Source organism: Burkholderia sp. AU38729 (assembly GCF_020419725.1).
In the GTDB taxonomy this organism is placed as follows: Bacteria; Pseudomonadota; Gammaproteobacteria; order Burkholderiales; family Burkholderiaceae; genus Burkholderia.
In genome coordinates, this window is record NZ_JAIZQO010000002.1 from 576,342 (window position 1) to 600,023 (window position 23,682).

The 23,682-nt window shown below is 70.0% G+C and carries 24 protein-coding genes; 12 read left to right on the top strand and 12 right to left on the bottom strand.

The window, feature by feature from the left end:
- Window positions 1-22 precede the first annotated feature (22 nt).
- The 6 genes from LGM56_RS07575 to LGM56_RS07600 all read left to right on the top strand — a co-directional run bounded on the left by LGM56_RS07575 (window position 23) and on the right by LGM56_RS07600 (window position 7,377).
- Window positions 23-901 (top strand): LysR family transcriptional regulator, encoded by an 879-nt coding sequence (locus tag LGM56_RS07575; protein WP_089427872.1) that lies wholly within the window; start codon window positions 23-25, stop codon window positions 899-901.
- Window positions 902-1,058: 157 nt separating this feature from the next.
- A complete protein-coding gene (locus LGM56_RS07580; RefSeq protein WP_089427873.1) occupies window positions 1,059-2,045 on the top strand; it encodes an ABC transporter substrate-binding protein in 987 nt (328 codons plus the stop codon).
- A gap of 345 nt (window positions 2,046-2,390) precedes the next feature.
- Window positions 2,391-3,488 carry a glycosyltransferase family 2 protein gene (locus tag LGM56_RS07585; protein ID WP_226203895.1) on the top strand — a complete coding sequence of 366 codons (1,098 nt, stop codon included), beginning with the start codon at window positions 2,391-2,393 and terminating at the stop codon, window positions 3,486-3,488.
- Between the two features lie 6 nt (window positions 3,489-3,494).
- The gene (locus LGM56_RS07590) at window positions 3,495-4,757 is read left to right on the top strand and encodes a glycosyltransferase family 87 protein (RefSeq protein ID WP_226203897.1); all 1,263 of its coding nucleotides are present in this window, start codon (window positions 3,495-3,497) and stop codon (window positions 4,755-4,757) included.
- Between the two features lie 274 nt (window positions 4,758-5,031).
- On the top strand, window positions 5,032-6,108 hold the full coding sequence (locus LGM56_RS07595) for a glycosyltransferase family 2 protein (protein ID WP_226203900.1): 1,077 nt from the start codon (window positions 5,032-5,034) through the stop codon (window positions 6,106-6,108).
- Window positions 6,109-6,123: 15 nt separating this feature from the next.
- On the top strand, window positions 6,124-7,377 hold the full coding sequence (locus LGM56_RS07600; RefSeq protein WP_226203902.1) for a glycosyltransferase family 87 protein: 1,254 nt from the start codon (window positions 6,124-6,126) through the stop codon (window positions 7,375-7,377).
- On the opposite strand, the gene LGM56_RS07605 is transcribed toward LGM56_RS07600, so the two are convergent.
- The 12 genes from LGM56_RS07605 to LGM56_RS07660 form a co-directional block, all read right to left on the bottom strand.
- Window positions 7,350-8,390, bottom strand: coding sequence for a TadG family pilus assembly protein (locus tag LGM56_RS07605; protein WP_226203904.1), 1,041 nt, complete (start codon window positions 8,388-8,390; stop codon window positions 7,350-7,352). The two genes, LGM56_RS07600 and LGM56_RS07605, sit on opposite strands and share 28 nt — an antisense overlap.
- A complete protein-coding gene (locus LGM56_RS07610) occupies window positions 8,383-8,811 on the bottom strand; it encodes a TadE/TadG family type IV pilus assembly protein (RefSeq protein WP_226203906.1) in 429 nt (142 codons plus the stop codon). Before LGM56_RS07610 ends, LGM56_RS07605 begins: the two co-directional genes overlap by 8 nt.
- Window positions 8,808-9,686, bottom strand: a complete 879-nt coding sequence (locus LGM56_RS07615) for a tetratricopeptide repeat protein (protein ID WP_226203909.1) — start codon at window positions 9,684-9,686, stop codon at window positions 8,808-8,810. Before LGM56_RS07615 ends, LGM56_RS07610 begins: the two co-directional genes overlap by 4 nt.
- Complete coding sequence (locus LGM56_RS07620; RefSeq protein WP_089427880.1) at window positions 9,683-10,627, bottom strand: type II secretion system F family protein; 945 nt, start codon at window positions 10,625-10,627, stop codon at window positions 9,683-9,685. The genes LGM56_RS07615 and LGM56_RS07620 overlap by 4 nt, the downstream gene beginning before the upstream one ends.
- Window positions 10,624-11,601, bottom strand: a complete 978-nt coding sequence (locus LGM56_RS07625) for a type II secretion system F family protein (protein ID WP_226203911.1) — start codon at window positions 11,599-11,601, stop codon at window positions 10,624-10,626. Before LGM56_RS07625 ends, LGM56_RS07620 begins: the two co-directional genes overlap by 4 nt.
- Window positions 11,598-13,031: a CpaF family protein gene (locus tag LGM56_RS07630; RefSeq protein ID WP_413226761.1), complete on the bottom strand. Its 1,434-nt coding sequence runs from the start codon at window positions 13,029-13,031 to the stop codon at window positions 11,598-11,600. Before LGM56_RS07630 ends, LGM56_RS07625 begins: the two co-directional genes overlap by 4 nt.
- A complete protein-coding gene (locus tag LGM56_RS07635) occupies window positions 13,028-14,251 on the bottom strand; it encodes an AAA family ATPase (protein ID WP_226203913.1) in 1,224 nt (407 codons plus the stop codon). The genes LGM56_RS07630 and LGM56_RS07635 overlap by 4 nt, the downstream gene beginning before the upstream one ends.
- Window positions 14,252-14,270: 19 nt before the next feature.
- Complete coding sequence (locus LGM56_RS07640; protein WP_226203914.1) at window positions 14,271-14,651, bottom strand: CpaD family pilus assembly lipoprotein; 381 nt, start codon at window positions 14,649-14,651, stop codon at window positions 14,271-14,273.
- A 13-nt stretch (window positions 14,652-14,664) separates the two neighbouring features.
- Window positions 14,665-16,047 carry a type II and III secretion system protein family protein gene (locus LGM56_RS07645; RefSeq protein WP_226203916.1) on the bottom strand — a complete coding sequence of 461 codons (1,383 nt, stop codon included), beginning with the start codon at window positions 16,045-16,047 and terminating at the stop codon, window positions 14,665-14,667.
- Between the two features lie 54 nt (window positions 16,048-16,101).
- Complete coding sequence (gene cpaB / locus LGM56_RS07650) at window positions 16,102-17,139, bottom strand: Flp pilus assembly protein CpaB (RefSeq protein WP_089497314.1); 1,038 nt, start codon at window positions 17,137-17,139, stop codon at window positions 16,102-16,104.
- Window positions 17,140-17,159: 20 nt separating this feature from the next.
- Window positions 17,160-17,633, bottom strand: coding sequence for a prepilin peptidase (locus tag LGM56_RS07655; RefSeq protein ID WP_089497315.1), 474 nt, complete (start codon window positions 17,631-17,633; stop codon window positions 17,160-17,162).
- A gap of 89 nt (window positions 17,634-17,722) precedes the next feature.
- Entirely contained in the window at window positions 17,723-17,905 is a 183-nt protein-coding gene (locus tag LGM56_RS07660; RefSeq protein ID WP_041493341.1) for a Flp family type IVb pilin, read from the bottom strand.
- Window positions 17,906-18,296: 391 nt separating this feature from the next.
- Between LGM56_RS07660 and LGM56_RS07665 the strand changes: the two genes are divergently transcribed.
- The 6 genes from LGM56_RS07665 (at window position 18,297) to LGM56_RS07690 (ending at window position 23,542) form a co-directional block, all read left to right on the top strand.
- Window positions 18,297-18,620, top strand: a complete 324-nt coding sequence (locus LGM56_RS07665) for a hypothetical protein (RefSeq protein WP_226203918.1) — start codon at window positions 18,297-18,299, stop codon at window positions 18,618-18,620.
- A 141-nt stretch (window positions 18,621-18,761) separates the two neighbouring features.
- Window positions 18,762-19,829: an ABC transporter substrate-binding protein gene (locus tag LGM56_RS07670; RefSeq protein ID WP_089497317.1), complete on the top strand. Its 1,068-nt coding sequence runs from the start codon at window positions 18,762-18,764 to the stop codon at window positions 19,827-19,829.
- Window positions 19,830-19,850: 21 nt separating this feature from the next.
- On the top strand, window positions 19,851-20,693 hold the full coding sequence (locus LGM56_RS07675; RefSeq protein WP_226203920.1) for an ABC transporter permease: 843 nt from the start codon (window positions 19,851-19,853) through the stop codon (window positions 20,691-20,693).
- 39 nt (window positions 20,694-20,732) lie between these two features.
- The gene (locus LGM56_RS07680; RefSeq protein WP_226203922.1) at window positions 20,733-21,554 is read left to right on the top strand and encodes an ABC transporter permease; all 822 of its coding nucleotides are present in this window, start codon (window positions 20,733-20,735) and stop codon (window positions 21,552-21,554) included.
- 40 nt (window positions 21,555-21,594) lie between these two features.
- On the top strand, window positions 21,595-22,440 hold the full coding sequence (locus LGM56_RS07685) for an ABC transporter ATP-binding protein (RefSeq protein ID WP_226203924.1): 846 nt from the start codon (window positions 21,595-21,597) through the stop codon (window positions 22,438-22,440).
- 148 nt (window positions 22,441-22,588) lie between these two features.
- On the top strand, window positions 22,589-23,542 hold the full coding sequence (locus tag LGM56_RS07690; protein WP_226203926.1) for a TauD/TfdA dioxygenase family protein: 954 nt from the start codon (window positions 22,589-22,591) through the stop codon (window positions 23,540-23,542).
- Window positions 23,543-23,682 lie beyond the last annotated feature (140 nt).

Below are 23,682 nucleotides of genomic sequence, written 5' to 3' on the forward strand. Positions count from 1 at the left end.
TTTATTGACGAAAATTGCAATCATGGACCGGCTCGAATTCCGCCACGTGCGGGCGTTCCTCAGCGTCGCGCAGCACCTGCACTTCGCCCGCGCGGCCGAAGCGCTCGACATGGCGCCGCCCGCGCTCACGCGGCAGATCCAGGAGGCCGAGCGCGTGCTCGGCGTGCGCCTCTTTCACAGGTCGCGCCGCGCGGTCACGCTGAGCGCGGCCGGCGAGGCCTATCTCGCCGAGGCACGCGCCGCGGTCGAGCACCTGCAGCGCGGCCGCGAACTCGCTGCGTTGGCCGAGCGCGGCGAACTCGGCCGGATCGAGATCGGCTACGTGTCGTCGGCCGTCTATTCGGGCACGCTGCAGCGCACCGTCGGCGCGTTTCGTGACGCGCACCCGCGCATCGAGCTGAACCTGCGCGAAGTGCCGATGGACGACGTCGCGAACCAGCTCGACACGGGCCGGCTCGATCTCGCATACGTGCGCCCGCCACTGCCGCTGCCCGGCGGCCTGCGGGTCGTCACGCTGCAGCGCGACGTGTTCGTCGCGGCCGTGCCGGCCGGGTCGCGCTACGCGTCGATGTCGGCCATTCGCGCGGCCGACCTCGCCGACGCGCGCTTCGCGGTACCCGAACAGGAGCGCGGCACGCTCGACGTCGCGCGCCGCGGCCGCTTCGCACCGCTGATCGCCGCCCGCCCGGGCGGCCTGCTCGCGGTGCTCGCGTGCGTGTCCGTGAATGGCTGGGTCGCGGTGATTCCCGATGCGCTCGCCGGCTGCGTGTCGCTGCCGGGCGTCGTGTACCGGCCGATCGCCGGCAAGCCGATCACGTCGGAACTGGCGCTCGCGCACCGGCGCTTCGAGAAGGCGCCGGCGGTACGCGCGTTCCTGCGGACGGTTCCGTCTGCCGCGTAAGCCCCGCCTCACGCCCCCGCGCGGCGAGGGCGACGATGCCGGCCGTCGCCGCGCGAATATGCATTGCACGATTCGATGTTTGTCGGCCGGAAACCGATTCCGTAACCTGCCCGGCAGCCGCGCCGCCTGCGCGCGGATCACCGAGGACACCCCGCCGATGAATCCCGCCTCCGCCCCGCCGCGCCGCCGCGTGCTGCAGCGTCTTGCCGCCCTCGCCGCCGCGCCGCTCGCCGGCGCCATCGCACGGCCCGCCCAGGCGGCCGGCGCCGACCTGTCGGGCGTGACGCTCGTGCTCGGCGACCAGGCCGGCGGCCTGCGCGCGCTCGCGGAAGCCGCGCACGTGCTCGACGGCACGCCGTACCGGTTCCGCTGGGCCAATTTCCAGGGTGCCGCGCCGTTGTTCGAGGCGCAGCGCGCGGGCGCGATCGATCTCGCGCCGGCCGGCGACCTGCCCGTGCTGACCGCCGCGCTCGGCGACCCGTCGTTGCGGATCGTCGCGACGCGCGTCGGCTCGCCGACGTCGCTCGGCATCGTCGTGCAGCCCGATTCGCCGGTCCGCACCGTCGCCGACCTGAAAGGGCAAACCGTCGTCGTGTCGTCCGCGCGCGGCAGCATCTCGCAGTACCAGTTGTACGGCGCGCTGCGCGAACACGGCCTCGCGCCGCGCGATGTCGACGTGCGCTTCGTGCTGCCCGTCGATGCGTTCGCCGCGTTCGAGGCGAAGCGGATCGGCATCTGGGCGACGTTCGATCCGTACTACGGGCATGCGGTACGGCGCGGCGCGCGCATCGTCCGCGACGGCAGCGGCATCAATTCCGGGCTGGCGTTCCTGACGTCGCCGGTCGAGACGCTCGACGATCGCGCGAAGCGCGCGGCGCTCGCCGACGTGCTGGCGCGGCTCGCCCGCGCGGGCCAGTGGGCGCTCGCGCATCCGGCCGACTATGCGAGCGTCTATGCGTCGCTCACGCGCCTGCCGCCCGACGCAGCCACCGACATCGCACGACGGGCCGCGCTCGCGCAGCGCAGCCTCAGCGGCGCGGACATCGACGTGCTGCAGCGTGTCGCCGACCGCGCGGCGGCCGACGCGATCCTGCCGCGGCGCGTCGATGTCGCATCGATCGCGATCCGGAGCGTATCGGCCTGAACGATGACGCGCGTGGCTACGATCAGCGTGGGCGCGCCATGTCGAGGTCGGGCCCGTCGTTACCGAACGTCGACGCGACGAGCGTGCGCATCGCGGCGAATGGCGCCGCCGCGCGCGGCCCTATCGCTGAAATCCCTGCCCCGAGCAAACCCGCGCACGCTGTCACCGCCCCGTCATTCGTGCGTACAATGATCTGACCGCTTGCCGCCGCGGTTCGCGGCAAGCGGACGAGGACATTACAAACAGAAAACGCACAAGAATTGCGCCGATCCGGACCCGTTTCCGCAAGGTCGGCGACAACCGGACCAGACCATGCGGCGCAGACCGGATTACACGGGGGGACATATGTCCAGGCACACCCGAAAGCCACTGGTATCGCTCGTCGTACCCTTCCACGACGAGGCGGAAGCGATCGACGCATTCTTCGCGACCACCCTTCCCATTCTCGAATCCATCGACACCACGCGCTTCGAAATCGTTTGCGTGAACGACGGTAGCCGCGACGACACGCTCGACCGGCTGATCGACGTCGCCGCCGGCGACCCGCGCGTGCGTATCGTCGATCTCACCCGGCGCTTCGGCAAGGAAGCCGCGCTCACCGCCGGCATCGACGAAGCCGCCGGCTCCGCCGTGATCCTGATCGACGCCGACCTGCAGGATCCGCCCGCACTGATCCCCGCGATGGTCGAGCGCTGGCTCGCCGGCGCCGAGGTCGTCGCCGCGAAGCGCACCGATCGCAGGTGCGACCCGCTGATGCAGCGCGCGGCCGCCGCGCTCTACTACCGCGTGCACAACCATCTCTCCGAAGTCGAGATGCCCGAAAACGTCGGCGATTTCCGGCTGATGGATCGCCAGGTCGTCGACGCGCTGCGCGCGCTGCCCGAGCGGCGGCGCTTCATGAAAGGCCTGTTCGCGTGGGTCGGCTATCGCATCGAGCTCATCGAATACACCCGCGCGCCGCGCAGCGGCGGCCGCTCCAAATTCTCCGGCTGGCGCCGCTGGAACTTCGCGCTCGAAGGCATCACCAGCTTCAGCACCGTGCCGCTGCGCGTGTGGACCTACATCGGCCTCGCGTTCGCCGCGCTGTCGTTCGTCTACGGCGCGTTCATCGTCATGCGTACGCTGCTGTTCGGCAATCCCGTGCACGGCTATGCGTCGCTGATCTCCGTGATGCTGTTCGTCGGCGGCATCCAGCTGATCGGCATCGGCGTGATCGGCGAATACCTCGGCCGCATCTATCACGAGTCCAAGCAGCGGCCGGTCTATCTCGTGCGGCGGCGCTACCGCGCCGACGCGCTGGTGGGCCAGCACCCGGCGCGGCACGCCGCGCAGCCGGACGCCGCGAAACTGCTGCCGTTTCCGGTCCGGCGCGCCGCCGCGGCCCGCCGACGGCAGCCGGCCGTCGCGAGCGCGGCGGTCGCGCGCAATCTGTCGGTCAAGTAGCGCCGCATGGATATTTCCACCTCATCGATCCAGGCCGACGAACGTCCTGTCCGCGTCTGGCTGACGCCCGGACGCGTCGCGCTGTACAGCACGGTCATGCTGACGGTCGGCGTGCTGTTCATGACGATCCTGGTCTGGATCGGCGCCCACTCGACCGACCCGGGCGTGTTCCGCCCCGGCTCGGGGTTCATGGTGTTCTGGTCCGCGTCCCATCTGATGCTCCACGGTTCGCCGTGGCAGATCTACGACGTCCCCGCGTTCTCGCGGGTGCTCGTCGGCCTGTTCCCGACCGCGGCCCGCTATGCGTTCCTGCCGTGGCTGTATCCCCCCACGTATCTGCTGGTGGTCGCCCCCTTCGCGCTGCTGCCCTATGCGGTCGGGTATCCGCTGTTCGTCGCGCTCGGCATCGTGCTGCTCGGGGTAGCAGCCTGGCGCGTGTCTGGGCTCGCGGCGACGCCCGGCGCGAAACGCGTCGGCTGGCTCGCGCTGCTCGCGTGCCCGGGTGTGTTCGTCACCGCGATGTACGGGCAAAACGCGATGCTGACCGCGGCGTGCGCGGCGCTCGCCGTGCATTTCGTCGACCGTCGGCCGATGCTGGCCGGCTTCTTCATCGGACTCCTGTCGGTCAAGCCGCAACTCGCGTTGCTGTTCCCGTTCGTGCTGATCGCCGCGCGCGCGTGGCGCGCATTCGCGTGGGCCGCGGCGTTCGCGACCGCCTTCACCGCGCTGGGCATCGCGACGGGCGGCATCGCATCGCTCCATCTCTTCACGCAGAACACCGGCGCGCTGCGTTCACTGATCATCGAGCATGGCGTTGCGTTCTGGTTTGCATCGCCGACGCCGTTCGCGGCGTTTCGTCTCGCCGGCCTGCCGCTGACGCTCGCCTATGCCGGGCAAGCCGCCATCGCCGCGATCGCGATCGCGGCCGCGTGCGTCGTCTGGCACCGCCATCGGGATGCGCGGCTGCGCGGCGCCATGCTGGTCATCGCGACGCTCGCCGCGAATCCCTATCTCTGGCACTACGAACTGTCCTGGCTGTGCATTCCGATCGCGTGCATGATCGCCATCGGCTCGCAGGACGGCTGGCTGCGCGGCGAGCAAAGTCTCTTGGCCGTCCTGTGGGCGCTGCCGTTGTACGAGTTTCTGAATCCGTGGTTGCATCTGCCGCAGATCGGGCCGCTCGTGACGACGATCGCGTTGCTCGTGCTGCTGCGGCGCGCCCGGCTTGCACGCCGCGGCACACGCGCCGCGGTCGTTCGCGCCTCCTGAGCCGGTCGCCGGGCGCCACGCCCTGCACTCTGCCCGTGCCGGTGGCTACGCCCGGCAATCGCGCACCGGGTCGCGCTCGCGCGGCACGACGCCACCAGCCTCAACGTCCGGCCAGGCGACCCGGCGTCCGCGCGTGCATTGCCGCGCCGGCATCGATTCGTGTTACGAATCCCCGATTCCTGCCTACAATGTTCAGAACGCCAGTCGTCCGGCCTGCCGCCGGCGACGACCGGATCCATACGGCGCAGCGCAGGCCGGATCTCTCGGGGGACGTATGTCCGCGCATGCCAGAAAACCACTGGTCTCGCTCGTCGTGCCGTTCCACGACGAGGACGAAGCCATCGACGCGTTCTTTGCCACGACGCTGCCGATCCTCGAATCGGTCGAGTCGGTCCGTTTCGAGATCGTCTGCATCAACGACGGCAGCCGCGACGACACGCTCGACAGGCTGATCGACGTCGCCGCCGGCGACCCGCGCGTGCGTATCGTCGATCTCACCCGGCGCTTCGGCAAGGAAGCCGCGCTCACCGCCGGCATCGACGAAGCCGCCGGCTCCGCCGTGATCCTGATCGACGCCGACCTGCAGGATCCGCCCGCACTGATCCCCGCGATGGTCGAGCGCTGGCTCGCCGGCGCCGAGGTCGTCGCGGCCAAGCGCACCGACCGCATGTGCGACCCGCTGATGCAGCGCGTGGCCGCCGCGCTCTACTACCGCGTGCACAACCACCTTTCCGAAGTCGAGATGCCCGAAAACGTCGGCGATTTCCGCCTGATGGATCGCCAGGTCGTCGACGCGCTGCGCGCGCTGCCCGAGCGGCGGCGCTTCATGAAAGGCCTGTTCGCGTGGGTCGGCTATCGCATCGAGCTCATCGAATACACCCGCGCGCCGCGCAGCGGCGGCCGCTCCAAATTCTCCGGCTGGCGCCGCTGGAACTTCGCGCTCGAAGGCATCACCAGCTTCAGCACCGTGCCGCTGCGCGTGTGGACCTACATCGGCCTCGCGTTCGCCGCGCTGTCGTTCGTCTACGGCGCGTTCATTGTCATGCGTACGCTGCTGTTCGGCAATCCCGTGCACGGCTACGCGTCGCTGATCTCCGTGATGCTGTTCGTCGGCGGCATCCAGCTGATCGGCATCGGCGTGATCGGCGAATACCTCGGACGCATCTATCACGAATCCAAGCAGCGGCCGGTCTATCTCGTACGACGGCGCTATCACGCGCAACGGGACGCCGCCGCGCATCCGGCGTCGCAGCTGCTGCAGTTTCCGCTGAAGCGCACGCACGCGGCCCGGCGCCGAACGGCGCAGCCCGCCGCCGGCCACGGCGCCGCGCGGAAAGCGTCCATCAAGTAACCGCGCGCACGACGCATGGATCTCCCCCGACAAGCGATACGATCCGCGGCCCCTGCCGTCCGCGCATGGCTGACGCCCCGGCGCGTCGTGGCGTACAGCGCGGTCGCGCTCGCGTGTTACGCGCTGTTCGTCGCGATCTGGATCGCCGTCGTCCGTCACGCGCCCGCGACCGCGCCGTCGCGCCCGGGCCCCGACTACGCGGTGTTCTGGTCGGCGTCGTACGTGATGCTGCATGGCTCGCCGTGGCAAGCGTACGATCTGCCGACCTTCTCCCGGCTGGCGGCCGAGCTGTTCCCGCAGTTCCGCCGCGAAGACCTCGTCGCGTGGCTGTACCCGCCCACCAACCTGCTGCTCGTGACGCCGCTGGCGCTGCTGCCCTATGCAGTCGGCTACCCGCTGTTCGTCGCGTTCGGCATCGTCGTGTTCGGATTCGCCGCAGCGCGCGTATCGGGGCTCGGCGCGCTCCCCGGCTTGCGGCGCGTCGGCGCGTTCGCGCTGCTCGCCGCCCCGTGCGTGTTCGTCACCGGGATGTTCGGGCAGAACGCGTTCCTCACCGCGTCGTGCGCGGCGCTGGCCGTCTGCTGGGCCGACCGTCGGCCGATGTGGGCCGGCCTCTGCATCGGCCTGCTGTCGGCCAAGCCGCAGATGGCGCTGCTGTTCCCGTTCGTGCTGGTCGCCACGCGCGCCTGGCGCACGATCGCGTGGGCCGCGCTCGCCACCGCCGCGTTCACCGCATTGAGCGTCCTGATCTGCGGCGTCGAATCGCTGCGCCTGTTCGTCGCCGGCACGGCGCTCGCGCGCACGCTCCTCCTCGAGCAAGGCATCGTGTTCTGGCTCGCGTCGCCGGCGCCGTTCGCCGCGCTCCGCCTCGCGGGCCTGCCGCCTGGCGCCGCGTATGCCGCGCAAGCGTGCGTCGCGGCGCTGGCGATCGCCGCCGCCTGCATCGTGTGGACACGCTCGCGCGACATCCGCTTGCGCGCGGCGGTGCTGGCCGTCGCCACGCTCGCGGCAAACCCGTACGTGTGGCACTACGAGCTCGCCTGGCTCGGCATCGCGATCGCGTGCCTGCTGGCGATGGGCTGGCAGGACGGCTGGCTGCGCGGCGAGCAGATCGCGATCGCGCTCATGTGGCTGCTGCCGGCCGTCGAATACCTGAACCCGTGGCTGCAAGGGCCGCAGATCGGCCCGGTCGTGACGCTGTTCGCGCTCCTGGTGCTGCTGCGCCGCGCCGGCCCGGAGGCTCAGAACGCGAGCCGCGGCGGCACGTAGATGCCGTAGTACGGCCCGACGCCGGTCGCGACGCCGGTCATCTTCACGCCGGCGACGAAATGGCCCTGGATGTATTTGTACGAGCCGCCGAGCGACACGTCGATATGGAACGGCGCGAACGCGACGATCGGCACGGAGGTGCTGGTCGCGGTCTGCGTGACGACCGGCAGCACCACCGTCGCGCCGACCGGCACCGACGTATAGAGCGTCGCCTTCACGCCGGTCGCGAGATTGATGGTGTCGCCGATGTTGAGCGTCGTCGGATTGCCGGTTGTCATCAGGCCGCCCATCGTCGTCGTGTCGGTCGCGCTCGACTGGAACGACGTCCACTGCCCGCCCATGCACAGCAGGCCGTAGATCTGGCCGTTCGTGATCGAGAATTCGAACGGCTGGCCCGTCAGCGGATTGATCAGCGGCTGGTTGGTCGACGCGTTCCAGTACAGGTTGTACACGCACTGGTCGATCGCGACCGGAAACAGCCCGCCTGCCCCGACCCCGCCCGGCGCCGCCAGCACCGCCACGGCGGTCGCGCTGTCGGATGCGCCGGGAATCCCCAGCAGCCCGCCGAGCAGCAGCGGAATCGAGCCGCCGTTCACGCCGGGCGCGCGCGACACGGTGACCTGCACCGCCGGCACGTCGTACTGGCCCGGCGTGATGGTCGTCGGCTGCATGGAGGCGGGGTTGCGCGTCACGTTCCAGTATCCGGTGGTCACCGTGCCGGTCGACAGCGCCGCGCCGGCCGCCGAGTTCTTCGCGATCACGCCATTCGCGGCCGGCGCGGCCTGCGACCAGTTCACCGCGCCGCCGCTTGGCGACATCATCGCATCGGCCCCCGCGAGCGCGGCCGCGTCGGCCGCGTTCTGCAACTGGTTGTTCACCGTGATGATCCACGCGATGTCGATCGCCAGCGCGCCGAACGACAGCAGCGGAATCAGGAACAGCAGGAAGAACAGCGCGACCGAACCGCGCTGCCGTTCGGCGTCGACGGGTGGCGTGGCGGTCACGTCATTCATAGAGCATCACCGACGTCGCCGAGACCGTCACCGGGCCGGTGAGCGCACTGAACGCGGAACCCAGCACGAGCCCCGAATACGTGTAGGTCACCGTCACCGTCAGCGCGGTGCCCGACGTCGTGCCGTTCGCCTGCGTCACGGTCACCGCCGCTGTCGTCGCGGTGCCGCCGGTGATCAGGCTGTTCTGCATCGCGGTCTGCGCGATGTTGGCGATCTGCGTCGTGGTCAGCATCGGCACGCGCAGCATGACGCCGGCGCGCGCCGCCTCGCGGCTCGCGTTCGTGATGACGGCCTTGTCGCACAGGAGCAGGCTCGTGTCGATGATGCCGATCAGCACCATCAACAGGAACGGCAGCATCAGCACGAACTCGAGGGACACGACGCCGCGCGCGTGGCGGGCGCCCATCGCCCCGCGTGTCATTTTGCGGCCCCCGCACCCGGTGGTACGACACCCGGCTCCAGCGCCGCGCCGGACAGCGGCGGCGGGCTGCCGGCCCCGCCGGCCACCCCGGCGCCCCCGCGCGACGCCAGCCGCGCGCGCACCGCCTGGTAGAAACGCAGGTTGTCGGCCACCGCCGACGCGGGCAACTCCGCGGACAGCAGCTTCTTCGCCGAATCGGTGTTGCCGAGCACGCCGTACGCGAACGCGAGGTTCTGGCGCGCCTGCCACGGCGCGGACGGCAACCCGGCGACGTCGAGCAGCACGTTCACGCCTTCGCGCGGCCGGTTGCTCAGCACGAGCGACAGCCCGAGGTCGACGCGCAGCCCCTGCGCGTCAGGGTGCGCGCGCAGTGCGTCGCGATACACGACCTGCGCATCCGCATGACGCCCCTGCAGGTCGAGCACGGTGCCGAGCCCTTCCGCCGCGAGCGGATGGTTCGGCTGCGCGGCGAGCAGGTCGCGGTAGCGCTGCGCGGCTTCGTCGAGGCGCCGCTGCCGCAACGCGACGCGCGCGAGCCCGAGCCGAGGGCCGAGTTCCGCGGGTGCCTGCCGCTGCGCTTCGTCATAGAGAATCCGCGCACGCTCCAGGTCGCCCGCGCGGTAGTTGACGTCGCCGAGCCCCAGGCGCGCCGCGAGCGAATCGGGATGCTTCGCGAGCACCTTCTCGTACAGCGTCGACGCGAGATCGACGTTGCCGCCGGCCAATGCGCTGTCGGCGATGCGCAATTCGGCCTGCGGGTCGTCGCTCTTGTGCGACAGCACCGGCCGCGTCTGGACGCCCGGCGCGCCGCAGCCGCCGGCCAGCACCGGCAGCACGGCTGCGAGCGCGAACGCGCGTATGACGGATCGTGTCATCTGAACACCTCGAGCAGGCGAATCGCCGCCGGGCCCGCCGCGATCAGGCAGACCGTCGGCAGGATGAACAGCATCATCGGCAGCGTGATCTTCGGCGCAAGCTTCGCGGCGCGTTCCTCGAGCGCGACGATCTGCTCGGTGCGCTCGGTGCGCGACAGCGTGCGCAGCGCCTGCGTGATCGGCGTGCCGAACCGTTGCGACTGCGTCAGCGTCGTCGCGAGCGAGCGCGCCGACGTGAAATCGACACGCATCGCGAAATGCGCGAGCGTCGCGGACACGTCGCCGCTCAGCGTCAGCTCGTCCGCGCATACGGTCAGTTCGTCGGCGAGCGGCGGGCAGATGCGCGCCAGTTCGTGCGCGACGCGCCGGATGCCCGACGCGAGACTGTTGCCGGCCATCGTGCAGATCACCAGCAGGTCCAGCGCATCGGGAAAGCACGCGGCGATGATCCGCCGCCGCCGCCGGATCATCACGCCGAGCACGTATTCCGGCACGATCACGCCGATCACGAAGGCAGCGATCATCGCCAGCGCGCGGATCACGAAGTATTCGCCGAAGCGCGGAATCAGCGGGCTGAACACGATCGCGCCGCACGCGAACAGCACGCCGCAGCTCAGCTTGATCCCGATCATCACCGACGCCGCGCGGCGCTCGCGAAAGCCCGCGCGCGTCAGCTGCAGGCCGAGCTTCACGCGCTGCATCGGGTCGAGCACCGGCAGCCGTTCGCCCAGCTGCGCGAGCCGGCGCGTGAGATCCAGCCGGACGCCGCCCGGCTGCAGCCACCCCGCCATCGACGCCGGCGGATGCTGGCCGGCAGCCTGCCGCACGCGCGCGGCGATCCGCTGGCGGGTGCCGCCGCCGGGCGTGGCAAGCGCCACCGCGACACAGCCGAGCAACAACAGCAACTCGAGGCCGCGGGCGGCCAGTATCGACATCGTCATCGCGCGGTATCCAGTTTCGAGATCTTGCGGATCACCAGCAGGCCGACCGTCAGCAACCCGGCCGCGATCGTCAGCATCGTGTGTCCCGGGTGCGTCGTGAACAGCAGCATCACGTAGTCGCGGTTCACGAGGAACAGCGCGCCGATCATCACGAACGGCACCGCCGAAATGATGTTCGTCGTGATGCGCCCTTCGGCGGTCAGCGCGCGCGTCTTCAGGCGGATGTCGCGACGCGTGCGGATGATGCTCGACAGCTCGTCGAGCGTTTCGCCGAGGCTGCCGCCGGTCTCGCGCTGCAGCAGCAGGTAGACGGTGAAGAACGAGAAGTCCGCGATCATCAGCCGGTCGGCCGCCTGCGTCAGCACGTCCTTGAGATCCGCGCCGACGCGCAGGCTGTCGCCCATCGAGCGGAACGTCGCGCGCACCGGCTCGGCCGCGCCGTCGCCGACCATGCTGATCGCCTGCGTGACCGGAATGCCCGCGCGCACGGCCCGCACGATCACGTCGATCGCGTCGGGGAATGCTTCGAGAAAACGCATCCGGAAGCGCTCGACCAACGCACGGTAGCTGGCGCGCATCGTGACCAGCGGCAACCCGACGTAGATCAGCGGACGCAGGAAGCCCGGCGGCCCGATCAGCTTCACCGCGACGATCGCGACGATCGCGCCGGCGATCGTGCTCGCGACGACGATCCTCACGCCGCCCTTGCCGCCGACGGCACGCACACGCGTCACGCGGCGCTGCAGCCACGCGCGCAGGCGGCCCTGGCGGCGCTCGAGGTTGAACAACGCGACGCCGGGCGCGGCGGAGGCGAGCCCGGCGCGCCCGGCGAGCGACGGCGACAGCCGGCGCATCCGCGCGCGGATGCGCTGGGCCGGCGTGCGGCTCGCGCGATCGAACCACGACGACAGCACGAGCCCGATCGCGAGGATCATCACGAACGCGCCCACCGCGAACAGGTCGGCAGCCCTCATTGCCGGAACACCTCGGCGAGCGCATCCTCGACGCCGTAATACGCGGCGCGCGCCGCGAACGACGGCCGCAACGGCGACGCCTCGAACACGCCCTTTACCGCGTCGCGCGTCGTGTCGCCTTCCTGGCGGAACGCGAACAGGTCCTGCGTGATCACCACCTCGCCTTCCATCCCGACGATCTCGGTGATCCGCGTGACGCGCCGCACGCCGTCGCGCATCCGCTCGATCTGCACGAACAGGTGCACGGCGCTCGCGATCTGGCGCCGTATCGACAGCAGCTGCAGGTTCGCGTTCGCCATCATGACCATGCTCTCGAGCCGGCTGATCGCATCGCGCGGCGAATTCGCGTGGATCGTCGTCATCGAGCCGTCGTGCCCCGTGTTCATCGCCTGCAGCACGTCGAACGCCTCGGGGCCGCGAATCTCGCCGAGGATGATGCGGTCGGGCCGCATCCGCAGCGCGTTGCGCACGAGATCGCGCTGCGAGATCCCGCCGAGCCCCTCGGTATTCTCAGGCCGCGTCTCGAGGCTCACGACGTGCGGCTGCAGCAACTGCAGCTCGGCCGCATCCTCGATCGTCACGATCCGTTCGTGCTGCTCGATGTGCTGCGACAGCGCGTTGAGCAGCGTCGTCTTGCCCGAGCCGGTACCGCCCGAGATCACGATGTTCAGCCGGCACGCGCACGCGACCTTGAGCACCTGCAGCATCGGAGGCGAGATGTTGCCCTGCTGCGCCATCCGCGCGAGCGTGATGTCGCGCTTCGCGAACTTGCGGATCGAGATCGACGGGCCGCGCATCGCGATCGGCGGCAGCACGACGTTCACGCGGCTGCCGTCGGCGAGCCGCGCGTCGACCATCGGGCTGCTCTCGTCGACGCGGCGCCCCACCGCCGCCGCGATCCGCTGCGCGACGCTCGCCACGTGCGCGTCGTCGCGGAACTTCAGCGACGTGAGTTCGAGCCGGCCCGCGCGCTCGACGTAGACCTGGTCGGGCCCGTTGACGAGGATGTCGGTGACCGAATCGTCGGCGAGCAGCGGCTCGATCGGCCCGACGCCGAACATGTCGTTCAGGATCGCGTCGACGATCAGCACCTGCTCGCCGGCCGTGATCTTCAGCCGCTCGCGCTCGACCGTGTGCGCGGCCACCTGCTCGATGCCCGCGCGCACTTCGTCGCGCGTCTTCATCAGCGCCGCCGACATGTTCATCGACGCGAACACCGCGCTGCGGATCGCGTCGAACTTGCTCGACCGGATCAGCGCCTCGTGGGTGTCGGCTGCCACGGGTGTACGGGCCGGAATCGGTGCAGGCGTGTCCGCCGCGGTCGGGGCCGCGGCCGATGGTGCGGCCTCGCGCGCCACGGCGGGCGTCGCGGCCTGTGGCTCGGCCGGCACCGGATCCGCCGGCGGCCGGTTGCGGGTGCCGAACGTCACGTTCCCTTCCTCCACTTGACGAGCCGTGCATACCACGGCTCGGCGATGGCCATCGGCTCGCCGGTGATGCCGTTCGCAAGCTGCCGGATCTGGTCCAGGAAGCCGTTGCGCTTCGCGCCTTCGATCGGCTCGCCGAGGTTCTCGGCGACGGCGAGCGTCTGCGGCTCGTGCGGCAGCTCGTGCAGCGTCGCACCGCCGAACGCCGCCTCGAAATCGACCGGCTCGACGCGGCCCGCGACCGGGGCGAGCGGGTTGTTCAGCACCATCGACAGCAGCCGCTCGCCGGGCAGTTCCCGCACGAAGCGCACGAGCCGCGCGGCTTCGTACGCGGCGTGCACCGAACGGTCGACCACGACGTGGACGAGATCGGACGCCACGAGCGCGTCCTCGAGCAGCTTGCCGGCGCCGCTGCCGACGTCGAACAGCACGTAGTGGAAACGGTCCTTCAGCATGTCGACCAGGCGCGCGACGGCCTGGTCGCCCAGCGTGACGTCGGCGCCGTAGGCCAGCTCGGCGGACAGCACGTGCAGCCGGTCGCCCTTCGTCACGAACATGCGCTCGAACAACGCGTCGTCGGGACGCTGCCCCATGTTCAGCAACTCGATCAGCCCGTTGTTGCTGGACAGCCCGAACATCGAGTTCGCGCCGCCGCCATGCAGGTTCAGGTCGACGTAGGCCACCCGGCGGCGCTTCTCGCTCGCCAGGAAGCGCGCGAGGCTCACCGTGATCGTGGTCGCGCCGACGCCGCCGCGCGCGCCGACGAAGCTGACGACCTTGCCGGTGCGCGCCTGCACGACCGATTCCGTCGCGGTCAGCGCACGCCGCATCAACTCGACGGTCAGCGGCTTGACGATGTAGTCCTGCACGCCGATGCCGAGCAGGTTGCGAAACAGCCCGACGTCGTTCTGCGTGCCGATCGCGATGACGCGCACCGACGGGTCGCACACGTCGGCGAGCCGCATCAGGTCCGACACCGGCAGCACCGAATCCGACACGTCGATGACGAGCTGGCGCGGCGAACGCTCGTACTGCTGCAGCAGCCGGATCGCATCGTCGCAGGTGCCAAGCTGCAGCTGGGTGCGCGTGATCGCCAGCTCCTGCGCGACGCGGCGTATCACGTCCTCGCTGCCCGAATCGGCGACGACCGCGACGAGATCGGCCGCGCCCGCGGACGCGGCGCGCCGGGCGTGCTGACGGTCGAGGAGGTTCATGGGCGGCATCGTGATGGCATCCGGGCGGTCAATGGCTGGGCGAGCCGGTCGTCTGCGTCTTGCCGGGCGTCGGCTGCTTCACGCGATCCTCGACGTAGCGGCGCACCGCGTCGGCGGCCGTCTGCGCATCCGCGCCGCCGTACGGCACGGGCGCGACGAGATCCTCCGGCCGCGCGAGCATCGCCGCGAGGTTCGAATAGGTCGCGCAGCCGAACGGCACGCCGGGCCGCGCGTACCCCGCGTCGACGAGATGCGACGGCTGCATCAGCTTCGCGCAATCGGGCGCCACCGCATGCGCGCCGTCGAAGCCGATCGACCGCGCATCGGGCAGGTTGACCGGCGGCGGCGCCGACAGGCAGCCCGCCCACACCAGCGGCAGGAGTGCGGCAACGATCGATCGGGTTCGCATGTGCGCCTCCGGTTCAGTACACGAAGCCCGCGGCGCCGACGAGGCGCGGCGTGTCGCCCGACAGCAGGTCGAGCCCGAGGTTGCGCTGCACCGCGAACTCGAGGTCGCTGCTCGGCCGCGCGACGGTGTCGATCGCCTGCTCGAGCTGGCCGGGCCCGGTCGGCTGCACGATGTACGGCGTGACGATCACGACCACCTCGGTCTTGTTGTCCTGGAAGTTCTTCGACGAAAACAGCCTGCCGATGATCGGCAACCGGCCGAGCCCCGGAATCTGCGACACGGTGTCGGCCGTCTGGCTCTGCAGCAGCCCGCCGATCGCGAAGCTCTGCCCGCTCGACAACTCGACCGTCGTGTCGACGCGCCGCACCGTGAGCCCCGGCACCTTGACGCCGCCGGTCGTCACGCTGTTGTTCGCATCGACCTCGCTCACTTCCGGCCGCACCTTCAGGCTGATGCGGTTGTCGGCGAGCACGGTCGGCGTGAAGTCGAGCGACACGCCGAACGGCTTGAACTCGACCGTGATCGCGCCGGTCGACGAACCGGCCTGCGCGACCGGGATCGGAATCTCGCCGCCCGCGAGGAAGCTCGCGGTCTCGCCGGACATCGCGGTGAGGTTCGGTTCGGCGAGCATCGTGATCAAGCCCTCCTGGTCGAGTGCGTCGAGCACCACGTCGATCGACCAGCGCCCCGCGCGGAATCCGCCGAGTACCGAAAAGGCGCCCGTCGGCGACAGGTTGAACAGGCCGTTCGTCGGATCGAACAGCGTGCGCCCGTTGAACAGCCCGCCGACGAAGTTGCCGGCGCCGCCCAGCGCGCTCCAGTTGATGCCGAGCTGCTGCGTGATGTTGCGGCTCACCTCGGTCACCCGCACGCGCAGGTTCACCTGGATCGGGCGCGACAGCGCGAGCCGGTTCACGATCTTTTCCTTGTCGTGCAGGTACGGCGTGAGCGACTGCATCACGGCGTCCGCGTCGGCCGCGCTCGGCACCTTGCCCGACACCATCAGCGAACCCGGCGCGCCGGACACCGACAGCTTCAGCTGCGGAAAGCGGCTGTCGAGCACGCCCTGCAGCGACGCCGTGTCGACCTGCACGATCACCGTCTTGCGCAGGATCGGGCGGTGGTTCGCGCCGAGCGCGATCAGCGTGGTCGTGCCCGCCTTCTTGCCGAACACGAACACGGTGCGCGGGGACGGCACCTGGATGTCGGCGACGGACGGATCGGCGACGAACATCGCGGCCGCGGGTTCGGGCAGCGACAGCAGTTCCCCCTTGCCGGTCGCGATCGACAGCGCCGCGCCCGCGTCCGGCACGCGTGCGACCTGCGCCAACGCGCCCCCGAACGCGACGATGCAGGCCAGGCCCCCGAGAGCGATCCAACGAACCATGCGCACCATGCGTGTTCCCGTCAAATGCCGGCCGCCGGGCGGCCGGCCCGAATCGTCAATCCGTCACTGCGCCGCCATTGCCGGCGGTTGCGCAGTCGCCTCCGCCGCGACGTTGGCGCCGCCCGTCGTCGTGGGCATTGCAGGCACTGCAGGCATCGCCGGCCACGCCGGCAGCCCGGCCGGCAGCGGCGGCAGGCCCGGCGTGCCGGTGCCGCCGCCACGCGATCCGTCGTCCACCGACGAGCCGCGATAGATCACGACCGCGTTGCTCCGCCATGCCGGCCGCGCGCCCGGCTCCGGCCTGGCGGACGGTTCGCGTGCGGCCTCGCGGGCCGCGCGCGACACGTCGCCGGCCCACACGGGCTGCGTATCGGGCTCCTGCGCGTCGCCGCCTGCCGGCTGCCGCCGGTCGCTCGTCGCGAAACTGCGCAGCGCGAGCGACAGCGAGCCGAGGCGGGTCGCCACCAGCACGACCTGCGCGGTGCGCGGCGCGACCTCGAGCGTGACCGTGCGGGCGCGGGCCGTCGCGTCCGGTGCGCTCGCGGGCGCCTTCGCGCGCTGGAATTCGGAGCCGACCGCGAGCACGCGCGCACGCCGCACCACGGTCTCCGCTTCGAACGTGCCGGGCGACGTCGCCGAGCCGCCGATCTGCTGCGTCAGCAACACGTCGACGAAGTCGCCCGGCTGGATCAGCCCCGCGTTGCCGGACACGTCGTCGACCGGCACCGAGATCGCGCGCATGCCGGGCTGCAGCGCGGCCGCGAGAAAATCCGGCGCGCCGGCCGGTATCACGTTCTCGACGCGAATCGGTGCGCCCGCGCCGACATGGTTGCGCAGCAGCGCGCCCTTCAGGTCCGCGCCCGGCTGCGACTCGACGAATGCGCCGGCCGGCACCTGCGCGCGCGGCATGCGCTTCCACGCGAGATCGTTGTCGCGCAGCAGCAGCCCTTCCGGCAAATCGGCGGCGGCGACCCGCACGCGCGCCTGATCCGTTTCGGCAGGCACCGACGGCGTCGACGCGGCGACGTACAGCTCGCGCAGGATGAACGCACCGATGCCGGCGGCAACGACGAGCACGGCCAGTCTCAGCGGTTTGGGCATGGCGGCGTGCGTCCCCCCGGCTAGGTAAGCGAAACCGTGTGTGGAAACGACGCCCAGACGGCCAGCGTGCCGCCGAGCGCGAGCGCAACGCCGTACGGCACGCCGCGCGCGGCGACCGCGCGAACCGAGCCTGCGCGCCACGGCCGCGACGCCAGCAACGCGACGCCGCACAGCGCACCGCCCGCACCGACGCCCGTCAGCACCGGAAACGCAAGTGCCGGGCCGGCCCACAGGAATACCGCCGCCGCCAGCTTGACGTCGCCTCCGCCGATCCAGCCCGCGTGGCGCATGCCGCCGAACAGCAGCAGCATCGCCGCCCCGGTCGCGACATGGCCGGCCAGCGGCGCGAATCCGTCGCGCACGAGCGCCGCCGCGACGAAATACAGCGCCGCGAACGCGAGCACCGCGCGATTGGACAGGCGCCGGTCGCGCAGATCCTGCGCGGCGAGCGAGGCCAGCAACACCGTGGCCACCGACTGCACGAGCGTGAGCATGGGAGAGCCGTCCGTCGACACGCCCCCGGCCGGACACGTTCTACCGCTGCGGATCCCGGTGTTCGTCGGTGGCGCGCGGGTTCGGGGGATCAGATCAGGCTCGTCACCTTGTTGATCAGTGTCGTGAACACGCTCGGCAGGCCGCCGCTGGTGCTGCTGAGGATCACGCCGACCGCCGCGAGCGCGACCACGACGATGCCGGCCAGCACGGCGTATTCGAGCGAGCTGACGCCACGTTCGTCACGCAGCAGGGACTTGACGTATTGCAGCATGGCAACCTCCGTGTAACGGGGCCGATAACCGACCGTTGAACGCAAAGATGCTCCGTTGCTCCGGCGGTTGCGCAGGGCCTTCGCCCGTTGCGACGCATGCGCGCGACCCTGGCACGAGGCCGCCCGCATCCCCCGGAATCCTCTCGATGACTGCAACACGCGGCGTGCAACGACATCTTCGATCGTTGCGTGCCTGCATCCGTGGTGCGGTCTTCCCGCACGATGCAACCGCGCTGATTCGTCTAGGGTATAGACAATTTTTCAGGCGAATTCAAATTATTTGGCGTCGGATGCATTTATGGATTTCATCCTGCAACGATGAAATCCATACCCTTCATTTACGGTCATTTTTTCTCGCATGACCGCGAATGGTTCGCCGATCGGAACGCGCATGCCGACTGTTGCAGCGCGTGAATTTCCGCCCCGGCTTCCACTCGATTTATCGGCATGCCGGGCCGCTCCCCATGCGCGCGTCTTGCCCCACCCGGCTTGCCGTTCCCGCTTGCATGACGGACTCGCATCGCATGTCACCGACTACCTGCCCCGTTTTTTGGCCCGGATTCGGAAAGTGATCGCCGCGCGAATCCACGCGCGTGTTCTTTGCGACTTTCCAATCGGAAATTTCATGACGCTGCTTCCGGCTTCAATCGACTTGATTGGAATCCTGATTGAATGTCGGATGCATGTGAATACCGTTCTCATCCGGATGGAATGAATCGCCCGGCGCACCAACCGGGAAAACGGCGATAAGCATAGTTCAAATCGTTTCTTGTCCGGCCCCGGGCCGTCATCGAGAATGCGCCGACGGGCTGAGGCCCGGCCTCGCTTCCCCTCAACGTTCCGGAACCATCGATTCATGCTTCCACTGCGCCTGCTTCGCTCGCTGCTGATCGCGTCCCTCATTGCGTTGCCGGCCGCCGCCGCGCACGCCGACAAGCCCGCCACCATCCGCATCGGCGTCGCCCAGCAAGGCGCCGGCGATCCGCCGACGTTCGGCGGCTCGAGTGCGGCCACCGCGCAGTTGCAGCAGCTGGTCGAAAAGGAGTTCGCGGCCGACGGCATCAAGGTGGAGTGGCTGTTCTTCAAGGGCGCGGGGCCGGCCGTCAACGAGGCGATCGCCAACAAGGCGCTCGACTTCGCGTACCAGGGCGACCTGCCCGCCGTGCTCGCGCGGGCGAACGGGATCAAGACGCGCCTGCTGCTCGCCGCGAGCGTGCGTTCCGGCGTCAAGATCGCGGTACCGCCCGATTCCCCCATCCGCTCGATCAAGGACCTGAAGGATCGCCGCGTGTCGATCTTCCGCGGCACGAACCTGCAGCTCGTCGCCGACAACGCGCTCGCGAAGAACGGCCTCGGCGAACGCGACCTGCGCGTGATCAACCTCGACGCCGCGAGCTCGCTCGCCGCGCTCGCGTCGAAGGGCATCGATGCGTCGGTGGGCGACTACCAGCTGTACAAGCTGCGCGACGCGGGGCTCGCGAAGATCATCTACGAATCGCAGAACGACGGCCCGCAACTCACGCGCCAGACCCACCTGCTCGTGCTCGACGATTTCGAGCGCGCGCATCCGGACATCGTGCAGCGCGTCGTCACCGCCGTCGTGAAGGGCGCGCAATGGTCGTCCGATGAAGCGAACCGCGACGCGCTGTTCAAGCTGTGGGCGAAAAGTGGCGTGCCGGTGTCGTCGTGGCAGGCCGACTATGCGAACCAGCGCCTGAAGGACCGCCTGTCGCCGCTGATCGATCCGTTCTTCGTCGCGCGCTACAAGTCCGTCGCGCAGGATGCGCTGGCGCTGAAGCTGATCCGTCAGCCGGTCGACGTCGATGGCTGGTTCGAGCCGAAGTATCTCGACAATGCGCTGCGCACGCTGAAGCTCGAAAGCTACTGGCCACGCTACGACGCGGCCGGTAAGCCGCTTTCCTGACCCGGATCCGGACCTGCCACGATGAGCGACACCGCGTTTTCCCTCCCGTCATCCGAACGCCGCGCGCTTGCCGCGCCGCCTCGCCGTGCGGCGGCCGTGAAGCGGTGGTCGTGGCGGCTCGCGCCGTGGCTGCTGCCCGCGCTGCTGTTCGCGCTGTGGAGCGTCGGCAGCGCGCGCGGCTGGATCGCGCCGCAGATCCTGCCGCCGCCCGAACGCGTGTTCGACGCACTCAAAGATCTCGCGACGAGCGGCGACCTCGTGCGCCACACGCTGATCAGCCTGCAGCGCGTGCTGGTCGGCTTCGCCGCCGGCACGCTGCTCGGCTTCGCGACCGGCGTCGCGCTCGGGCTGTCGCGCACGCTGGAAGCCTACGTGCTGCCGAGCTTCAATGCGCTCGTGCAGATTCCGGTGCTCGGCTGGCTGCCGTTCCTGCTGCTGCTCGTCGGTGTCGGTGAGCCGCTCAAGTACCTGCTGATCGCGCATGCGGCGCTCGTCCCCGTCACGCTGAGCACGTTGCAAGGGTTTCGCCAGACGCCGCCCGCGCTCGACGAAGTCGCGCGCGTATTCGGCTACACGCGGCGGCAACGCATCGTGCACGTCGTGCTGCCCGCCGCGATCCCGACGCTCGCGACCGGCGTGCGGCTCGCGTTCACGAAGTCGTGGCTCGCGCTCGTCGTCGTCGAGCTCGTCGCATCGTCCGAAGGGCTCGGCTACCTGATCGTGTACGGGCGGCAGCTGTTCCAGCTCGACCTCGTGATGGCGGCCGTGATCGTCGTCGGCGCGGTCGGCCTGTTGATCAACCGGCTGCTCGATGCGCTCGAAGCGCGCTTGCGGCGCGGCGTGCCGTCCGCGTTCCGCGGCTGAAGCGCCGCCCCTGCCCGTGCAACCGAAGGAGTCCCAACCTTGACGTATCCTGCTGCCGCGCCTGACGCCACCCCGCCTGCTGGCGCAACCGCCCGTCGCCTGCACACCCCCGACTGGCGCGGCTTCGTGCTGCCGCTCGTCGCGTTCGCGCTGTGGTGGGCGATCGCTTCCGCGCACCTCGTCAGCAGCGGGCTGCTCGTCGGCCCCGCCGACGTGCTGCGCACCGCATGGGCGCAAGCCACGAGCGGCGCACTCGGCCGCGCGCTGTCCGCGTCGCTCGCGCGTGAAGCGTGCGGCTTCGTGCTCGGCGCGACGGGCGGGCTGCTGCTCGGCGCCGCGCTCGGGCTGTCGCGCGTCGCCGCGCGCATGGTCGGCCCGAGCTTCGACACGTTCAAGCAGGTCTCGCTGTTCGCGTGGATTCCGCTGATTTCCGTGTGGTTCGGCCTCGGCGACGTCGCCAAGGTCGTGTTCCTGTCGCTCGCCGCGCTGCTGCCCGTCGCCGCGCACACCTGCGACGGCATTCACGCGGTGCCGCGCGCGTATGTCGACGTCGCCCGCGCGCTGCGCTACTCGCGGCTCCAGCTCGTGCGCCACGTGATCCTGCCGGCCGCGCTGCCGTCGATCTTCACCGGGCTGTATCTCGGCCTGATCTATTCGTGGCTCGCGACGCTCGGCGCCGAATACCTGCTGGTCGCCGGCAGCGGGATCGGCAACACGCTGATCGACGGCAGCGAACAGTTCCGGATGGATCTCGTGCTGTTCGGGATCATCGTCGTCGGCGTGACCGGCTGGGCGCTGAACGCGATCGCGCGTGCGATCGAACGCAAGGTGCTGGCCCGGCGCGGCGACCTGGCGCGCTGATCGCCTTTTCCTTCCTCGTCACCCTTTTCCTCGCACCGCCATGACGACCCTCGCCTCCGATTCGCTCGACATCCTCCACGTGAGCAAGCACTACGCGCAACGCGGCGCCGCGCTCGCCGTACTCGACGACGTGTCGCTGCACGTGCGCGCGGGTGAATTCGTCACGATCGTCGGCTCGAGCGGTTGCGGCAAGTCGACGCTGCTGCGGCTGATCGCCGGGCTCGATACCGATTATGCGGGCGAGATCCGGGCCGGCACCGAACGCGTGCACGACACGTCGTTGCAGCGCGGGATCGTGTTCCAGGATCACCGGCTGTTCCCGTGGCTGACCGTCGCGCAGAACATCGAAGCCGCGCTGCGCAACGCGCCGCTCGACGCGGCCGCGAAGCGGCGCGCGGTTGCCGATCACGTCGCGCTCGTCGGGCTGAACGGCTTCGAGCACGCGTATCCGAACCAGCTGTCGGGCGGGATGGCGCAGCGCGTCGCGATCGCGCGCGGCCTCGTGAACCGCCCGCGCGTGCTGCTGCTCGACGAACCGTTCGGCGCGCTCGACGCGCAGACGCGCGCGCGGATGCAGAACGAACTGCTGCGCATCTGGGAACAGGAGCGCATCACGATGATCCTCGTCACGCACGACGTCGACGAAGCCGTGTATCTCGGCGACCGCGTCGTGACGATGGCGCCCCGCCCGGGCCGCATCGAACGCATCGTCGATGTCGCGTTGCCGCGCCCGCGCCGGCGCGATTCGCCGGAATTCGCGCGATTGCGCGACACCGTGCTCGCCGATTTCGACGACCACGAACCGCCGGGCGACGATCGCCCGGGCGGTAAGCGCATCGACACGCCGCGCCCGCACCGGATCGGCGAATGGCGGCTTGCGTGGTAGCACGCATGTCGCACCGCATTGCTCAGCATGACGACGCATATCGATCATCGCTGCGCACACGCTAAGGTTGTGACGATTCATCGGTTCCGATTGCGCGCGGTCCCTGCTTGAATGGAGACTCGCCCGACCCGACTCCAGGAGACTCCCGATGTCCGAAGTCCAGCACGCCGCTCACCCGTCTTCGCATGCTTCGCACGCCGCACCGCGCACGGCCGCCACGCCGCTCCAGCTTCGCCAGGTCGCCGGCCGGATCGGCGCCGAGATCGCTGGCGTGCGCCTGTCAGGCACGCTCGACGACGCGACGTTCGACGCGATCCAGGCCGCGCTACTGCGCCACAAGGTGCTGTTCTTCCGTGGCCAGCAGCATCTCGACGACACCGCGCAGGAAGCGTTCGCACGCCGCTTCGGCAAGACCGTCGCGCACCCGACCGTGCCGTCCGTCGACGGCAGCGCAGCCCTGCTCGAACTCGATTCCGCGCACGGCGCGCGCGCCAATTCGTGGCACACCGACGTGACCTTCGTCGATGCGTATCCGAAGATCTCGATCCTGCGCGCCGTCGTGATTCCGCCGTTCGGCGGCGACACCGTGTGGGCCAACACGGCCGCCGCGTACACGAACCTGCCGGACCCGCTGCGCGCGCTCGCCGACACGCTGTGGGCGCTCCATACCAACGCATACGACTACGCGTCGACGCACGTGCATGCCGACGATACGCAACTGAAGCGCTACCGCGAAGTGTTTACGTCGACCGTCTACGAAACCGAGCACCCGGTCGTGCGCGTCCATCCGGAAACCGGCGAACGCACGCTCGTGCTCGGGCATTTCGTGCAGCGGCTCAAGGGGCTGTCGGCGCAGGATTCCGCGCACCTGCTGCAGGTGTTCCATGAACACGTGACGCGTCTCGAGAACACCGTGCGCTGGAACTGGCAGGAAGGCGACGTCGCGATCTGGGACAACCGCGCGACGCAGCACTACGCGATCAACGACTACGGCGATGCGCGCCGCGTCGTGCGCCGCGCCACCGTGCACGGCGACGTGCCGATCGGCATCGACGGCCGCCAGAGCGTCGTGCTGAAGGGGCCGGGCGCGACGCTGCAGTAACGCCCGCGTCACGCGGCGGCGGCGCTCCGTGCGCCGCCGCGCCTGCCCCGCTTTCCGCTACCGGACCCCGACCATGCCCTTCCCGCCTCCGGACCGACACTTGCACGCGCAACGATGTCGGCCCTCCGCCCCGTCCACTC

Coding starts and splice junctions, on each gene's coding strand:
- LGM56_RS07625 (WP_226203911.1), bottom strand. CDS start 11,601: ATGAGGGCTGCCGACCTGTTCGCGGTGGGCGCGTTCGTGATGATCCTC.
- LGM56_RS07575 (WP_089427872.1), top strand. CDS start 23: ATGGACCGGCTCGAATTCCGCCACGTGCGGGCGTTCCTCAGCGTCGCG.
- LGM56_RS07595 (WP_226203900.1), top strand. CDS start 5,032: ATGTCCGCGCATGCCAGAAAACCACTGGTCTCGCTCGTCGTGCCGTTC.
- LGM56_RS07590 (WP_226203897.1), top strand. CDS start 3,495: ATGGATATTTCCACCTCATCGATCCAGGCCGACGAACGTCCTGTCCGC.
- LGM56_RS07615 (WP_226203909.1), bottom strand. CDS start 9,686: ATGACACGATCCGTCATACGCGCGTTCGCGCTCGCAGCCGTGCTGCCG.
- LGM56_RS07645 (WP_226203916.1), bottom strand. CDS start 16,047: ATGGTGCGCATGGTTCGTTGGATCGCTCTCGGGGGCCTGGCCTGCATC.
- LGM56_RS07585 (WP_226203895.1), top strand. CDS start 2,391: ATGTCCAGGCACACCCGAAAGCCACTGGTATCGCTCGTCGTACCCTTC.
- LGM56_RS07690 (WP_226203926.1), top strand. CDS start 22,589: ATGTCCGAAGTCCAGCACGCCGCTCACCCGTCTTCGCATGCTTCGCAC.
- LGM56_RS07640 (WP_226203914.1), bottom strand. CDS start 14,651: ATGCGAACCCGATCGATCGTTGCCGCACTCCTGCCGCTGGTGTGGGCG.
- LGM56_RS07580 (WP_089427873.1), top strand. CDS start 1,059: ATGAATCCCGCCTCCGCCCCGCCGCGCCGCCGCGTGCTGCAGCGTCTT.
- LGM56_RS07655 (WP_089497315.1), bottom strand. CDS start 17,633: ATGCTCACGCTCGTGCAGTCGGTGGCCACGGTGTTGCTGGCCTCGCTC.
- LGM56_RS07685 (WP_226203924.1), top strand. CDS start 21,595: ATGACGACCCTCGCCTCCGATTCGCTCGACATCCTCCACGTGAGCAAG.
- LGM56_RS07665 (WP_226203918.1), top strand. CDS start 18,297: ATGCCGACTGTTGCAGCGCGTGAATTTCCGCCCCGGCTTCCACTCGAT.
- cpaB (WP_089497314.1), bottom strand. CDS start 17,139: ATGCCCAAACCGCTGAGACTGGCCGTGCTCGTCGTTGCCGCCGGCATC.
- LGM56_RS07605 (WP_226203904.1), bottom strand. CDS start 8,390: ATGAATGACGTGACCGCCACGCCACCCGTCGACGCCGAACGGCAGCGC.
- LGM56_RS07675 (WP_226203920.1), top strand. CDS start 19,851: ATGAGCGACACCGCGTTTTCCCTCCCGTCATCCGAACGCCGCGCGCTT.
- LGM56_RS07620 (WP_089427880.1), bottom strand. CDS start 10,627: ATGACGATGTCGATACTGGCCGCCCGCGGCCTCGAGTTGCTGTTGTTG.
- LGM56_RS07660 (WP_041493341.1), bottom strand. CDS start 17,905: ATGCTGCAATACGTCAAGTCCCTGCTGCGTGACGAACGTGGCGTCAGC.
- LGM56_RS07635 (WP_226203913.1), bottom strand. CDS start 14,251: ATGCCGCCCATGAACCTCCTCGACCGTCAGCACGCCCGGCGCGCCGCG.
- LGM56_RS07670 (WP_089497317.1), top strand. CDS start 18,762: ATGCTTCCACTGCGCCTGCTTCGCTCGCTGCTGATCGCGTCCCTCATT.
- LGM56_RS07610 (WP_226203906.1), bottom strand. CDS start 8,811: ATGACACGCGGGGCGATGGGCGCCCGCCACGCGCGCGGCGTCGTGTCC.
- LGM56_RS07600 (WP_226203902.1), top strand. CDS start 6,124: ATGGATCTCCCCCGACAAGCGATACGATCCGCGGCCCCTGCCGTCCGC.